13 protein-coding genes are annotated in these 15,768 nt (G+C 44.0%); 7 read left to right on the top strand and 6 right to left on the bottom strand.

The window, feature by feature from the left end:
- Positions 1-5 precede the first annotated feature (5 nt).
- Positions 6-3,500 (bottom strand): chromosome segregation protein SMC, encoded by a 3,495-nt coding sequence (gene smc, locus GMES_RS09515; protein ID WP_006992446.1) that lies wholly within the window; start codon positions 3,498-3,500, stop codon positions 6-8.
- A 249-nt stretch (positions 3,501-3,749) separates the two neighbouring features.
- On the opposite strand from smc, the gene cysZ reads away from it, so the two are divergent.
- Positions 3,750-4,484, top strand: coding sequence for a sulfate transporter CysZ (gene cysZ / locus GMES_RS09510; protein ID WP_006992445.1), 735 nt, complete (start codon positions 3,750-3,752; stop codon positions 4,482-4,484).
- 18 nt (positions 4,485-4,502) lie between these two features.
- Here cysZ and GMES_RS09505 read toward each other — a convergent pair whose 3' ends face one another.
- Positions 4,503-5,570, bottom strand: a complete 1,068-nt coding sequence (locus GMES_RS09505) for a 2-dehydropantoate 2-reductase (protein ID WP_006992444.1) — start codon at positions 5,568-5,570, stop codon at positions 4,503-4,505.
- An 87-nt stretch (positions 5,571-5,657) separates the two neighbouring features.
- Here GMES_RS09505 and GMES_RS09500 point away from each other — a divergent pair, with 87 nt between their 5' ends.
- From GMES_RS09500 to GMES_RS09485, 4 genes are all read left to right on the top strand, one after another.
- Positions 5,658-6,932: a GGDEF domain-containing protein gene (locus tag GMES_RS09500; RefSeq protein WP_033187545.1), complete on the top strand. Its 1,275-nt coding sequence runs from the start codon at positions 5,658-5,660 to the stop codon at positions 6,930-6,932.
- 4 nt (positions 6,933-6,936) lie between these two features.
- Complete coding sequence (locus GMES_RS09495; protein WP_033187617.1) at positions 6,937-8,196, top strand: glycosyltransferase; 1,260 nt, start codon at positions 6,937-6,939, stop codon at positions 8,194-8,196.
- Between the two features lie 173 nt (positions 8,197-8,369).
- Positions 8,370-9,755: a GGDEF domain-containing protein gene (locus GMES_RS09490; RefSeq protein WP_052013402.1), complete on the top strand. Its 1,386-nt coding sequence runs from the start codon at positions 8,370-8,372 to the stop codon at positions 9,753-9,755.
- 92 nt (positions 9,756-9,847) lie between these two features.
- The gene (locus GMES_RS09485; RefSeq protein ID WP_006992440.1) at positions 9,848-10,147 is read left to right on the top strand and encodes a hypothetical protein; all 300 of its coding nucleotides are present in this window, start codon (positions 9,848-9,850) and stop codon (positions 10,145-10,147) included.
- A gap of 42 nt (positions 10,148-10,189) precedes the next feature.
- On the opposite strand, the gene GMES_RS09480 is transcribed toward GMES_RS09485, so the two are convergent.
- On the bottom strand, positions 10,190-10,909 hold the full coding sequence (locus GMES_RS09480) for a DUF3307 domain-containing protein (RefSeq protein WP_006992439.1): 720 nt from the start codon (positions 10,907-10,909) through the stop codon (positions 10,190-10,192).
- Positions 10,909-11,541 (bottom strand): hypothetical protein, encoded by a 633-nt coding sequence (locus GMES_RS09475; protein WP_006992438.1) that lies wholly within the window; start codon positions 11,539-11,541, stop codon positions 10,909-10,911. Before GMES_RS09475 ends, GMES_RS09480 begins: the two co-directional genes overlap by 1 nt.
- Before the next feature lie 245 nt (positions 11,542-11,786).
- On the opposite strand from GMES_RS09475, the gene GMES_RS09470 reads away from it, so the two are divergent.
- Positions 11,787-12,011 carry a DUF3565 domain-containing protein gene (locus GMES_RS09470; RefSeq protein ID WP_039987071.1) on the top strand — a complete coding sequence of 75 codons (225 nt, stop codon included), beginning with the start codon at positions 11,787-11,789 and terminating at the stop codon, positions 12,009-12,011.
- 67 nt (positions 12,012-12,078) lie between these two features.
- Here GMES_RS09470 and GMES_RS09465 read toward each other — a convergent pair whose 3' ends face one another.
- The gene (locus GMES_RS09465; protein ID WP_006992437.1) at positions 12,079-13,113 is read right to left on the bottom strand and encodes a purine-nucleoside phosphorylase; all 1,035 of its coding nucleotides are present in this window, start codon (positions 13,111-13,113) and stop codon (positions 12,079-12,081) included.
- Between the two features lie 250 nt (positions 13,114-13,363).
- On the opposite strand from GMES_RS09465, the gene GMES_RS09460 reads away from it, so the two are divergent.
- Positions 13,364-13,903 carry an isochorismatase family protein gene (locus GMES_RS09460; RefSeq protein WP_006992435.1) on the top strand — a complete coding sequence of 180 codons (540 nt, stop codon included), beginning with the start codon at positions 13,364-13,366 and terminating at the stop codon, positions 13,901-13,903.
- A gap of 68 nt (positions 13,904-13,971) precedes the next feature.
- Here GMES_RS09460 and GMES_RS09455 read toward each other — a convergent pair whose 3' ends face one another.
- Entirely contained in the window at positions 13,972-15,675 is a 1,704-nt protein-coding gene (locus GMES_RS09455) for a SufS family cysteine desulfurase (RefSeq protein WP_039987068.1), read from the bottom strand.
- Positions 15,676-15,768: the final 93 nt, after the last annotated feature.

The following is a 15,768-nucleotide window of genomic DNA, read 5'->3' as shown; positions in this document are numbered from 1 at the left end:
TTTTATTATGCTTGCGCGATAGCCAAAGCTTGTTCCACATCAACAGCGACCATACGTGATACACCCGGCTCAGCCATGGTGACCCCCGTTAAGTGTGTAGCCATTTCCATCGCAATTTTGTTATGGGTGATATAAATAAATTGTACACTGGTAGACATTTCACTTACCAGCTTACAAAAGCGTCCCACATTGGCATCATCCAATGGTGCATCTACTTCATCCAACAAACAAAAAGGCGCTGGATTCAGTTGAAAAATTGCGAAAACCAATGATAAAGCGGTCAGCGCTTTTTCTCCACCAGAAAGCAGATGAATTGTGCTATTTTTCTTGCCCGGTGGTCGCGCCATAATACTCACCCCGGTTTCCAGTAAATCGTCATCCGTTAAAGCTAAGTAGGCAGAGCCGCCCCCAAAGACCTTAGGAAACAAAGTTTGTAAGCCATTATTGACTTGATCAAAAGTGGTTTTAAAGCGACTTCTGGTTTCTTTATCAATTTTACGTATTGCTTGCTCTAACGTGTCTAGCGCAGACTCCAGATCTTGATTTTGCTCATCTAAATGTTGTTTGCGTTGCGCTTGAATATCATATTCCTCAACAGCGGCTAAGTTAACTGCGCCAAGCCTAGCGACTGCTGCAACTGTGCGCTCTAGATGTTCTTGCCAGCGCTTTTCGTTGCTATTTTCGCCTACTTTCTCAAGTAAAGGCTGTAACTGTACTTTAGCTTCGCTGAGCTGTTCAATAACGCTTTTGGCACGAACACGGTAACCTTCACACTCTAATTGGCTAGTTTGTACGTTTTGCTGCATCTGTTGAATTTGCGTATTAATGCCTTGCTGACCTTTTTCAATCACAGTGAGCTGATGCTCAATTTCACCCAAGGCTGTGTTTAGCGTTTGTTGCTTATTATCCAGTTGCTTATGCTCTAACAACATGGCCTGCAGGGCACCAGCTTGCTCATCGAGTGGAGTAGACAATAGCGATAACTCGTTGTTCAACTGCTCTTTTTTATACAACATATTTTGTAGTTGAGCACGCTCGCGGGCTTGAATGGCCTGTACGTTTTGTACTTCCGCTTGTCGCCCTTTTAGGGTTAAGGCGTGTTGATGTTGTTGATTCTTTAAATTATCAACCTGATGCCGCTGCTCTCGAAGTTGACTGTTAAACGCTTCACGCTGTCGCTCAATATCGCTTTGCTGCTCTTCTAGCCCTATCAGTGTTTCAGCCAATTCTTCGGTCTGGGCAGTCGTTTCTGTCAGTTCAACTTGCTCTTTAAGTAAGATGTCTTGTTGACGTTTGAGTTCTGATTGCAGTTTTGTCACGCGCTGAGCATTCGTTTGCTGTTGCTTAACCAACCATTGATGGTAATTTTTATGCTCACTTAGTGCTTCACTGCAACGAGATAAACTGCTTTGTGCTTGCTCTTTAAGCGCACTTAAATGCTCTACGCTTTCTTGCGCTTGATCGTTAGTGCGCTGTGCTTCTTCGCATTGTTGTTGCATAGCCGGCAGTGCAGATTCAAGAGTGGCAATAGCGTTAGCACGCTGTATAGTGCCTCCGGCATCTTCACTGCAACCATCAAGCGCCCAATCTTTTCCAAGCCATAACCCATCTGCACTGACAATACTTTGCCCGTTGGTTAATGCCTTTCGCACAGCTAAGGCCTCTTGTCGGGTAAGGGCGATACGAATATCCGCCATCCACGCAGGAAAGGCACTGTCACCGAGCACAGTTGCCAATGTCTCCTCTTTAAGCGCCAACTCGCCGCTTTGCGTATTGCTGTTATCGAAGACCAAGCCAAGGCCCTGACCTTGAGCTTGTTCAAACACGCTAATATCGTCTACGTTATTAACAATAAGTGCGTTCTTCCACTGAGCCGTAACCACTTCGACAGCCTTTTCCCATCCGGAGCTTACGCTTAACGCAGCCTGCCATGGTTGGCTATCTATGCCCTTTTCCAACAAATATTGTTGGTAATATTCATGACCTTTTGCTAAATCTTGTACGCCTTGCAAGGCTTTTATTTGCGCCTCTATGGCTTGTAACTCACCTTGTACCTTTGTTTGTGCGTCGCTGAATTTTCGCCAATCTAGTTGAGCTTGGTGCAAAGCGTCGTTTCGATGCTGGTATTGTAACTGCGCCTCATCATATTGCTCTTGGATGAGTTGTTGCGCAGCTTTGGCTTCAGCAATTTGCTTTGCGAACTGGTCCGTTTGTAGGCTATTGATCTCACTGGTTATTTCACTAATACGCTCTTCACTGCGCATTTGCATCGCTAAGATCGATTGGATTTTGCTATGGTAACTTTGCGCTTGTTGCTTATATTTTTGAAAGGTTTGTTCTTGCTCTCGCCATTGATTTTGCTCTGCCGAGGTACGCTCTTCTGTATTTTGCAATTGCCAAATAGCATCTTCTAGCGCTTGCTGTGCCAATTCATGTTCTGGCCCATGTTGCTCAATCGCATCGGTTAGCTCAGCCAACCGAGTGACACTTGCCTGCTGCTCAACCTCACTGTCTTTTATTGCCTCATTTAGAGTGCTCAATTCTTGCTTAATTTGGCCAATGCGCTGTTTGCTGTGCAATTGATTTTGTTCTAAGCGAGTAATGTCAGTGCCAAGGCGAAAATACGCTTGTTGTGTATCTTGCAGTTGCTGTTTGAGCTCTTGCTGACGTGTACGATACACCGTTAGTTCTTTTTCATCCCCTCGTTGGCGGGCAATAAAGGCTTCTAGGTCTGCCTCTTGCTGCTGCGATTGTTGCTCTAGGCTGACTATTTTGGCGTTGAAGTTAGACCAACGAATGGCCGCCAATTCATTCCGGTATTGTCGCTCTTGCTGTTTTAGCTCTTTATACTTCTTCGCGGCTGATGCTTGTTTTTCCAATTTTTGTAATTGTGCGCCTAACTCACCGCGGACGTCTTCTAAGCGCTCTAAGTTTTCTTTGGTATGGCGAATGCGGTTTTCGGTTTCTCTACGACGCTCTTTGTACTTGGAAATCCCCGCGGCTTCTTCAATAAAGACTCGCAGCTCTTGGGGTTTTGATTCAATAAGCCTTGAAATAGTGCCCTGTTCAATAATCGCGTAACTACGCGGGCCAAGCCCTGTACCGAGGAACAGATCGGTGACATCTCTGCGACGACATTTACTGTTGTTTAAAAAATAACTCGACTGGCCGTCTTTGGTGACTAAGCGCTTAACGGAGATCTCATTGTAACTATCAAATTCCCCTTGAATACGCCCTGAGGTGTTATCAAATACGAGCTCAACGGTGCATTGAGATACCGGTTTTCTTGCCGTGGAGCCATTGAAAATAACGTCTATCATGGCATCGCCACGTAAGTTTTTCGCAGAGCTTTCACCTAAGACCCAGCGCACAGCATCGATCACATTGGATTTTCCGCAGCCGTTAGGGCCGACTATGGCGGTCATATCATCAACAAAGGGGATGCTGGTAGGATCTACAAAAGACTTAAACCCTGCGAGCTTTATTTTCTTTAAACGCATGAATAAAAAGGGGATTCCGGTTTTATCGTTATTATGGGAAACAGTAGAAATGTAGCAAAACTCACCCCATGTAACAATTGACGATTTGTCGCGACCACGTTCGTCGGTATAATACCCCAAGATAGCAACAATATTTGCTAATTAATTCAAGGTATTAGACATTTATCGGCAAACCAGCAATAAACGTACAATTAACCTTTAAGCGAACTTACAAACAAACCATAAACAGTATAAAAAAGAGGCAACACATTGAATTACTTCTTACAGGGCTTTTCCCTTATTCAAACCAAAGGCTTAAAACGTTTCGTTTTTATTCCTCTGGCAGTGAACCTGATCTTATTTTCAGTGGCCCTGTACGCTCTTTTTGGGCAAATAGACGGTGCGATTATTTGGCTCGTTGATTTAATACCCGACTGGCTAGGTTGGCTCAAATCTGCGTTGAGTTACGTTATCTGGCCTCTTGCCGTTATCACTATATTGCTGGTTTTCGCCCTTATCTTTGGTACGCTTGCCAACTGGATTGCGGCCCCCTTTAACGGTTTATTAGCCGAAAAGGTCGAGAAACACCTGACCGGGCAAGACTTAGGCGACACTGGCGTATTAGATGTTGTAAAAGATATTCCCCGCACATTAGGCCGTGAATTTTCAAAACTCGCTTATTATATACCGCGCGCATTAGGTTTCTTGTTGTTGTTTTTTATCTTGCCGGTCTTCGGCCAAGTGCTGTGGTTTTTGTTCACCGCTTGGATGATGGCAATCCAATACTGTGATTACCCATTTGATAATCACAAAGTATCGTTTAAAGATATGCGACGTACCCTCAATCAAAGCCGTGGAAACTGTTTTAGCTTTGGCATTGGGGTCAGCGTTTTTTCGATGATCCCCATCGTCAACTTTTTGGTTATGCCCGTAGCCATATGCGGTGCAACCGCCATGTGGGTAGACAACCTAAAGCCCAAATTACTCAATAATAATCAGCACTAACTCATCAGCTTTGACGCGTTAGTGCTGACGAATTAGCCGTTGTAATTGAGAAGCGCTTACTGGGCGAGTAAGTGCCGTTTTTACTCGCTTAGCCCCTTGCTCATGTTTACTGCTAGGCGCAGATAACGCTTCGACTAACGCCACAATACGTGTGTTTGCAGGGGTGGGAACACCCACTCTTGCACCCTCGCCTACCACAGCCCCATTTAAATACTGGATCTCCGTTGGCTTATTTTGAGACATGTCCCACCACATAGAGGTGCGCACGTTAGGGTCAACGGCAAGCATTTTATTCGCTACCAACTTAAATAAAAAGTTAGGCAATTTAAGGACATGGGGTACTAGGTTAGCAGGCAGCGCAGTGACTTTTGGTAACTCAAGTCCTAGTTCTTTCGAGACAGCCAATAGCTCTTGCATCATAGTAGCAATGACAAGCCGATAGCCTCGTTGCTCTAACATACTTTTCACTGGGATATCTGCCAAAGCATTGATGCTATTACCTAAATTTAACTGTAACTTGGCCCATAGTAAGGACTGCATGTCGTTGGTGATACTGACAGGCAGAAGTTCACTGTTCAACATGGCTTGCAAATTCTCACTAATATCAGGTCTATTCGCTTGCTCTATCGTTAGGTGTCCCTCTGAGCCGCGGTGCAAGTGGCCTTTTTCAAGCTCAACGACGTTAAACGGCACCATCACTCGAAGTACTGTGTTGTGTGGATAAGCATTTTTGACTGGTCTGTCTGAACCTAGGCCATTTTGGCAGCACAAAATGACCGTATTTTTATTGACTAACGGCGCAATTTCGAGCAAAGCCCGTTCAACGCTATGGCATTTGACGGTTAACCATAAAAAATCACAGGATATTTGCTCAGGTTTGAGCTTTGCAAGAATTTCACTATCGAGAAAGTTGAGATTTTCTACTTGTGCGTAATGCTCTTGATAATCTGTTAGAACAACACCCTTAGCTAAATTGTTCTTCACGGCTGCACGGCAGACAAGTGCAACATTAAGCCCTAAGTTATGCATACTTGCACCTAGGTAACTGCCTATTAATCCGGCTCCAAAAACTACGTGAGACGACATACGGCTCCTTTTAACAGATTGATAATATTCATTTAATTTGCTGCAAATTAACACATACACTTATAGAACAAACAAAAATTTCATACAATGCCCCTTTATGCCAAGTTCGGGCCGGACACTTTGACCTATTTGTACAACATTTTTAAACACCTATTCGTATATGCAGCGCTACTAGTACTCGTTGTTTATTTTGTTGAGGCACAACGTGCCTTGTTACTGGACTGGTTTGTTCCTCTGCCCTGGATTGGATATTTGTCTCTTTCAATTTCAGCGGTGATCGCGCTTCAATTTGGTCGCAGCAGATTATTTTGGGTCTGCATTTTACTGGCTATATTACTGTTTTTTACCCATGGAGAAATAGCCCTTTCATCGGCGTTTAACCGCTATCTACCGCTAATATTCTTGGTCATACTCGGTTATTTGAGTTGCGCTAAAGACAGTGGGTTTTCTGCTCACAACTTGGTTATCACCTTGGCGAAGATTTGTGTCGTCGCCATCGGCAGCTATTTGGTGCTGGAGTACATTCCTGCGGTTACCCAAAATAGCCTAAGCCCGATCTATTCGTTCGCCAATCACATTGACCCACGTTTAAACGCCTTGTACTCGCCATTTGAGTGGTTAATAGTGATATTTACCCTGATATTATGCTTTGTGCGTTTTATTATGATCTCAGATAATAATCATGGCGCATTACTTCTCGCGGTGGTGCTTGTCGCAATGATGCCCGCTTATGCAGCGTTTGAATTACACAACGTATTGGCGTTGGTCTTAGCCACCAGCTTTTTATACGCCATGCTAAAAGACAGCTTTAATATGGCTTTCAAGGATGAGCTTACGGCTATCCCCTCACGACGAGCATTAATGCAATACGTCAATACGCTGGGGCGAAAATATGTGGTGGTGATGGCTGATATCGACCACTTCAAAAAATTTAACGATACCTATGGCCATGATGTCGGTGACGAAGTCCTTAGATTAGTCGCCAGTCGCTTAAACAAAGTGGGCGGTGGTGGCAAAGCGTTTCGCTTTGGCGGCGAAGAGTTCGTCTTAATTTTCCCCCGTAAAACACCCCAACAAGCGCTGCCCTTTGTGGAACAAATACGCCAAATGATCGCTGATTACCCTATCGCCTTGCGGAATAAGCCTCGACCAAAGAAACGCCCGAAACCCGTTTCAGCGAAAGGCTCTGCTGCAAAAATTAGCCAAGGAAAAACCGTTAAAATCACTGCCAGTTTTGGTGTCGCCAAGCGAAGCAGTCAGTTCAGCCAATTTAGCGATATCATGAAACAAGCGGATGTTGCCCTCTATGCCGCTAAAAAAGCAGGACGTAATTGCGTTCAATTGGCAAAACAACCTGAGTAATTTTATGTTAATTCAACGTGTTTTAGTTATAGGCTATGTTTGGCCGGAGCCTAATTCTTCAGCCGCAGGTCAACATATGATGAGCCTGCTGACACTTTTTATGCAGCAAGGTTGGTCTGTTAGTTTTGCAAGCCCGGCAGTTCAAGGTGAGCATAAAGTCAATCTCACTGAACTTGGTATAAGCGAACACAGTATTGCTCTTAACTGCAGCAGTTTTGATGATTTTATTTTGAGCCAAGCACCAGATGTGGTGGTGTTTGACCGTTTTATGTTAGAAGAACAGTTCGGTTGGCGTGTTGCTAAGCATTGCCCAAATGCACTTCGCCTGCTTGATACCGAAGATATGCATAGTTTACGCGACGCACGTCACCGCGCATTTAAGCAAAACAAAGACATGACTGAAAGTGACCTTAAAGGCGATTTGGCTTTACGTGAAGTCGCTTCTATATACCGCTGCGATCTCAGTTTAATTATATCAAGTGTTGAGCATACTTTGCTGCAAAAAACCTTTGATGTGCCACCATACCTGCTATATCACTGTCCGTTTATGCTTGATGTTGAAGACATAAAACAAGGATACCCCAGCCTGTCTTTTTCACAGCGCCAGCACTTTGTCAGCATTGGTAATTTTCGCCATGAACCAAATTGGAACGCCGTACTGTGGCTAAAATCCGAAATTTGGCCCTTGATACGACAAGCGCTACCCACAGCTGAGCTGCATATTTACGGGGCTTACCCGCCCCCTAAAGCAACCCAATTGCATAACCCTAAACAGGGGTTTCATATTAAAGGTTGGGCACAAGATGCTAAAGCGGTCATGGCTAATGCCAAGGTGTGCTTAGCTCCCTTAAGGTTTGGTGCCGGCATCAAGGGTAAATTGGCAGAAGCTATGCTGTGTAATACGCCTAGCGTAACCACAACCATCGGTGCTGAAGGCATGTGTGATGAAGCGCTGTGGCCTGGTGCGATTGCGAACAACGCGAAAGAGTTCGCGCAAAAAGCGGTGGCTTTGTATCAAGACGAAGGGCTATGGCAAAGGGGCCAACAACACATTCAACAAGCACTACTTGGGTTCGATAAACGAACCATCGGCCCGGCTTTAATTTCACATATCATTGAAACCAAGCGCACATTATCAGCCCACAGGTTAAAGAACTTCACAGGGAGCATGTTGCAGCATCATCACCATAAAAGTACCCAATATATGGCCCAATGGATTGAAGCAAAAAATCGTTCAATTGATAATTCAAAGGATCATAAATAAAGCAATTTCGCGTGGCACTATCGATTGCTTTTCATACAGAAATTAACACTAAAATGGTATATATTTCATTCACTAAACTAAGTAAGATTAATCGTTTTTGAACATATCGGAATTTAGTGTTGAGCACCCCCCAGCGTAGTAATTTACTCAGTATCGGGTTCAAAGTGCCCATTATGTTATTTGTTATGGCGATTGCTGTAGCGATTAGCGGTTACTTAACGTTATCTGACTCGGTAGAAGAACAAAGCCGACTACAGCAACAATCCATGTCCCCTGCTTTTGATTTAGTGACGCAGGAGTTGGTTAAGCCGCTGCACACTGCACAAATACTTGCCAATACCCAAACGTTGCGCCGATTAATGAATGCTCAGACCATCGATGACAAGGCGTTACTCGATTTAGTTAAGCGTATGTCCATGGACTACAACATGGACTTTTTCGTTGCCAGTGAAAACAGCCGCAAACAATACAACGCCAATGGCAGCACATTAGACCTAAAAGAAGGCGAAGTTGAATGGTATTTTCGCATTAAGGAGCAGACTCACAATGTGGCGGCAGCATTAGGTAACAGACAAGATATTCACATTTATTTTGATGTGAAAGTATTCAATGATCAGGGTGCATTTCTTGGGTTTATTGGGGTGGGTAAACGCTTAAAAACGTTCCTGGACGCATTTGATAGCTACAAAGATGCTTTCGGTTACGATTTCGTGTTTGTGGATAACAATCAAGATGTTGTACTGGCATCAGACCCTAACCTACTAGCCGACGGAAAACGTATTCTGTCAGTCGAGCAGCTATCTTGGTTTCAAGCATTGACTGCAGAACAAAAATTACTGCCAAGCTTGAATAATATCATCGTTAAGACCCCTGATTATATTAATCTCATCGCCCAAATAGACCTTAAAGCCTTGCACTGGAAGCTCTACCTTCTTACGCCCCTATCATCGCGTAAGAGCGCCAGCACCGATGCATACACCAGCCATACCTCGTTTGTATTGTTGATTATTTTTGTGGTTTTTGTGACAGCTCACGTCATTATTCGTTTTTTTGAGCGCGAATCGGCTAAAAAACATCAGCTTGATCCCCTTACTCAATTACATAATCGTGAATATGTGCAATGGCGTTTTGACAAAACAGTCAGAGCCAATCAAGAAGCCAGTTTGATTATGGTCGATGTGGACAATTTTAAACGTATTAATGATTCCCGTGGGCATAACGTAGGCGATAAAGTGTTGGTTGAATTCGCGGTTTTACTGCAAAGTGAGTTACGTGAGCATGATGCGATAGCCCGCTGGGGCGGCGAAGAGTTTGTTATTTTATTGCCCGCGACAAAACTTGAGACGGCTCAAGCGATTGCCCAGCGCACCTGCACTCTAATTGCTGCTCATCAGATTACACTGCAGGATGAAGCTGATTTGGCGATTTCAGCCAGCTTTGGTGTTACCTATGCCGTGAAAGCTCGCTCCCTGGAGAGAATGGTAAAAGTCGCGGATGACGCATTGTATGAAGCTAAGCACGCTGGTAAAAATTGCGTGCGTGTTCATAAAATGAATTAGTCACAATAGATCTAGCTAAGCATTAATGATATTAAAAAACGATTACCACCCTATGTTATAATCAATTTTTGTTAAGTCAACTCGGAGATATTGTGCTCGCTCGTGTTCGCAACAAGGTATTGTTTAGCTCTAAACGCCTTTCAGCCTATTTAGTCACCTACCCTAATCAACATAAGGTCATGACCCACATTGACCCAATCGCCAAGGGTAAATATTACAAATTCAATATCGTGTTAAAACAGCCCAAAGTGGGTGGTGTGTTTCATTGTCAAAAGTGCATTATCAATTTATTCGGCCGGGTTTATCTCTTCAGACCGGATAAATACGAGCACAGCGTTACTCGTATTGAACAAGGTGAACGTAAACTTCTCAGCTTCGCTGTGACTATTTAATAATGGTTGTAACAACACGCTGACCGGGTAGTAACCTAAGTATCAGAGTTTATTGACCCACCAGCCCAGTAATAACGCACATGAAAAGCTCAGCAAGGTGCCTAGCATCATGTACTCAGTTAGCTTCATGTCTTTTTCTTTTGTTAAGTCGCCAAATCGAAAAATCGTTTTGGCTGCTAGCAAAAAGCCTACACCTGCAAACTGGCCAATCAACACGAACGAGATAATTAAGCACCTTTCAATGTAGCCGATCCAGCGCCCTGCAGATGCAAGACCTGTTTGTTTGTCCGCTAATTGTGCAGTGTAATTATCTAAAGCGATTGTTATGGCTATCGATACCGGCCGACACGCAATAACATAGGCACACGTTATGGCTAAATATTTCACTTTCAGTAGCAAATATAACTGTGTTTTTATCTCTGCCAAGCCAATACCACTAAGCGCCAGCGCGGCCAAAGCGATGATCACGATATGAAAGAGTTGGTCTAGTAAGAAGTAGCTTAGTTTGTTTGGTTGATAAGACTTCCATACATCGATAAGCAGATGTGAAAAGCCTATCACGACAATGGCTATCCAGCCTTGTGCAGTTAAGAAACCGGCCAACCATATGGCAATAATTAACAGTACAACATGTGACAGCACATGTTTACCCAGCCCCCATGAGGCAAAATGATGATTATTTCGACAGGTTACCCAGTTATCTTTCTGAATATAAAAATCACCCAGTATATGAGCTGCTATCATCAATAAAAATAACGCCATTAGTCACTTTCCTTGTTTAATTTTTCCTCAAAAAAAACAACATAGGCTTTAATCAAATCCGCGCCAATACGCGCTAAATGCTTAGTCACGTTTTGTTGACTGGTTGACAATGCATTGGCTAACTGGGTGTGAGTGGGGAAATTCATGCTTAAATAATGAAAAAGCACCCTAGCTTGTTTTTGCGTGTGTGAATACAACACGTTATCTAAAAATTGCGTTGCTAACACGAGTGCATCATAAAATGCTCGACCCTCATGGTGTAAGCTAATGTGCCCACTAGGTGTACTGTCCAATCCTCTACCTGATAAGGTAAATGCGCTACCTTGTGAGACACTGGGTTTGTTGCCGTCAATAAGCTGCTCACCCAAGCCTACAGACAGAGTAATACCTAAAGGTGCTTGGGTTGCATCAGTACTAAAAAGTAGGCTTCTAAGCTCAATTGCTGCGCGCATAGCATGTTGTGGCTGTTTGAAAATAAGCTGTATGCTATCGCCACGATAGATTTCGCCTTTTGCAGCAAATCGTGTTTGGCATTTGGCGAGATAATCATTCATGATATTGACCGCACACTGGTAATCTTTCGCAGGCATAGCCGTCGAGTCTACTAGGTCTCCGGTTAAAACAGCGATCATACTCGCACCTCAAGTCGTAGCCTTTATCGATTAGGTAATCAGTTTACGATAAATCTGCCAGATCATGCAATTAAAACAACCAAAATAGATTGTTAAGATGAATAACAACCAAAAGTGATTGTTAAACGTTGTTACAACCTAAATTGACTGTTGTCACCATGAACACGATCAACTATTCATTTCAGGTAAACATAAGAGGTAAGCTAAATGGGCGCCATAAGTAACATATAGAGGAAGTATCAACCATGAAGCAGCCAATTATTGGTTATGTAAAAGATGAAGAAGATCATTGGGTAGCGAGACTCGGCTGTGGTCATCATCAGCATGTACGGCACGATCCTCCGTGGACAAACAGACCTTGGGTGATAACAAAACAAGGCCGTGATCAACATCTGAACATGGAGCTTGAATGTAAAAAATGTGACCAACAGGCTCCTCGAGATTTTAACCTATCAGATCCCATTGATTAATGATTAGGAGAGTGTCGACAACTATCAACACTCACATAACACTTGGACTGAAGTGCAAAAAATAAGACTATTTCGCTGTATAACCGTCTTTAAAATCAGACCAATGCGAGACGATGTGATCAACCACGCTACCACCGACTATGACAATATTTTCCACGGTTTCGGCAAATCCTCCGGCGGTCTCACCCGGCGCAGGGTCAAGATGCGCTAATGTAGATTCATTAGGATTGCCTTGGTCAAAATTGACCGCACCCCGTAAACTGAGCATTCTGTCAGTGCCCACTGTGCGCGCAAGTACTTGCGCAATCGCCACTCCTTCCATTTCTGCGATCATGTAGTCATCTGCGCCATATAACTCACTCATGTATTGTGCTTCAGCTGACAAACCTGGGCCATGAAAGAAAGTATCGCCGGCGATATGCGTGCCTACAGTCACTGCTGGTTTACGTCGTGCTTGCGGCTCTGGGTAACGTATACGATACGCCTGAGCCGAAGGAGAGTCTTTTAGCGGAGCATTTTTCGATAAAGAAACCGCGAAATTGACTAACGCAGGGTTAAGCTGATAGCGACGAATATCTTCGTAGCCTTGTCTAGGCATAAATACAGGCGCTCCTGCCTCGCCTTCTTCAGGCATCCAGCGGTGACCTAAATCGTAATCGATTAACCAACTGCCCCAATTAACATCCGCGATGGTACCCTGCGAAGGAGGAATTCCGCCCACGCCACTGATCATGAAATAACTGTGAGAGAAATCAAATTGGCTATTTAAAACGATGGCGAGCATTGAGGATGACGAGGCCACTTTGCCCATACCTAACACCGATCCACACACGCCATTTTTATTACAAAATACCGGCGTCAGCGCCCCGGGTATCATGATTGGTTGAGTGTCAGCAAAATAGCGCTCATACCAATGTTGAAATTCTCCCGCTTTATCCCCTTGGTTTGCACCGATTTCAAACATGCCGGCTATAAACACTTTTACGGCAATCGGCTTTTTCTCTGCCCCAATTGCTGACACACTCACTAATAGGCACAAGGCACAGACTAAATACTTCAACGAATCACTCCAGTATGAACGAATAACAAATGAACAAGCCATTAATGAAAAATCACTAATGCATAAATAACAAAGGCAAAATAAAATACTGGCTGCGACATAGCAATAACCGCACCTGATATGTAAAAAAATAACCGCTTATAAATCAGCATATTAAGCAGAAATGAACGGGTAAATTTAACGACCGTCGCACCAATGAAGAGCGAGTATGCTACCAAAGTGATGCAAAACCATTGAGATCACACCCATCCTTGGTTACCGTACTTATTCACCTTTAGTAACAGGCTAACTCATGCTAAAAACAGACAATACCGGCCTTATTGTTATCGATATACAAGGCAACTTAGCCCATCAGGTGTTTCAAAGCGAAGCACTGCTTCACAATACACTTACGCTCATCAAAGCAGCCCAAATATTAGCTATCCCCATAATATGCCTAGAGCAAGCACCGCTTAAATTAGGCAATACGGTTAGATCATTAGCTGACGAGCTCTCCCCTTGCCCCCTTATCACCAAGCACACCTTTAACGCGTGTGACACACAGACGTTTGTAGACACATTACACGATAGCCAAAAAGAAAATTGGCTAGTCTGCGGCATAGAAGCACATGTATGTGTGTATCAAACGGTGCTTGGCATGCTGGACTTAGGCTATCACGTCGAGGTGGTCAGCGACGCTGTCTCATCGAGAGCCCAAGAAAATAAAGCGTTAGCGGTGGAGAAACTAAGCGCCCGCGGCGCAAGCATCACGGGCGTAGAAATGGCTATATTTGAGCTAATTCAAGACTGCCGTTCACCTGTCTTTAAGACTATTCTGCCCTTGATAAAATAGTCCACGCTCCACATTCGCATTTGTTTTCCACGCTAATAACCACATCAGCTCATTTTTATTCATACCAACTAATGTGAGTGAACCTGCTGTTGAATTTGTTCAATCACGGCTTGCAAACCATTGCCCCTTGATTGACTCACATGCTTACCTAGACCCAGCGCATCTAGATAATCATGCAGACTAAATTGCTTTATTTGACGAACCGTTAAACGCGCTAATGGCTCAAAAATGATGGCCAATAGCCCGCGCACGATTTTACTCGGGGAATGGGCAGCTAAAATAAGGCGATTATCCCGTACAACGCATTTCAGCCACACTTGGCTTTCGCAGCCCATCACTTCGTATTGACCAATGTGATCCTCAGGAAGCAATTTATGCAATTGTTTACCGGCGAGCATGATTTGCCGGTAGGTTTCATCCCAGCCCTTGGCCTGTCGTATGCTCAGCGCCAATGGCATAGTGTCAAAATCAAACGCCTTGTCATTCAATGCTTCGTTTTGCGGTGCGATGCTTTTCACCACCGCTGCTGAGGCCAAATCTTGGCTGGCGTTTATTGTTTCAGGTCGCAGCGAGCTTACAATACCTTGTAGAACGTCAATGAAATGATGTATTTCTGGCAACGTGTTGTAGCCACTCAACGAAACCCGCACAGTGCCAACAATTGAGAGCGCCTCCATCAACGGCATAGCACAATGATGACCTACCCTAACCGCAATATTATGCTCGTTAAGTAATAGCCCAAGATCTTGGTTGTTAATCCCATCGACAGTGAATGATTGCACACAAACACTGTTTTCAAGATCCCCCCATAAACGTATGCCTGAAATGCTTCGCAAGCCGGTAACTAATGCGGTATACAGGGCTTGCTCTTGTTCATGGATTGACGATTGATGCGCCTTTAAAAAAGACACTGCCGCACCCAAACCCAAAACGCCAGCAATATTAGGTGTGCCGGCCTCAAATTTAAACGGTAATCCTTGAAAGGTTGTGCCTGAAAAACTCACCTTTTCAATCATTTCACCACCGGATTGGTACGGCGGTAAACCATCAAGTAATACTTGGCGGCCATACAGCACGCCTATTCCCGTTGGGCCGAACATCTTATGCCCACTGAAAACATAAAAATCACAATCAAGCGCCTGCACGTCAACGGGTAAATGAGCAATAGCCTGAGCTCCGTCAATTAGCGTTAATGCACCATGTTTTTTGGCGTGGGCGATAATATGCGAAATTGGATTTATATTTCCCAGCGCATTGGAGACATGACTGACCGCTACCAGAGCAGTTTTATTGGTGATTAAACTTTTAATGTTTGCTACTTGCAACACACCATCTTTATTCACTGGGATCACTTTTATGCGCAGTCCCAGTTCATTAGCGATCTGCTGCCAAGGTACAATATTCGCGTGGTGCTCTAGCGCTGACAACACAATTTCATCACCAGACTCCACGTGCCCCTTGGCCAATACGCTAGCCAATAAGTTAATGCTCTCTGTTGTACCCTTGGTCCAAATGATTTCTTTTTCACTGCTGGCATTAATCAATGCAGCGACTTCTTTACGCACCTGTTCAAAGGCGTTTGTAGTGTCAGCCGATACTCGGTGGCTAGCACGGTGTACATTCGCATTTTGCTGTAAGTAAAAGCAACTTATCGTATCAATAACTGACTGCGGCTTTTGTGTGGTGGCACCATTATCGAAATATAGCCAAGGCGATCCGTCGTTTTGTTGGTAAAAAATGGGAAATTGCTGACGTAAAAACAACTCAGACATAACACGCTCAAACATAATCAATAAAGGTTGCGAATTGTTGTTAATATCAGCGGCTTTATCAAGTCAATTTGGCTATTTACGCCCATTAATGAA

The organism is Paraglaciecola mesophila KMM 241 (assembly GCF_000315015.1).
In the GTDB taxonomy this organism is placed as follows: domain Bacteria; phylum Pseudomonadota; class Gammaproteobacteria; order Enterobacterales; family Alteromonadaceae; genus Paraglaciecola; species Paraglaciecola mesophila.
Note: the sequence above shows the minus strand (reverse complement) of the source record. Positions and strands in the feature narration are given on the sequence as shown.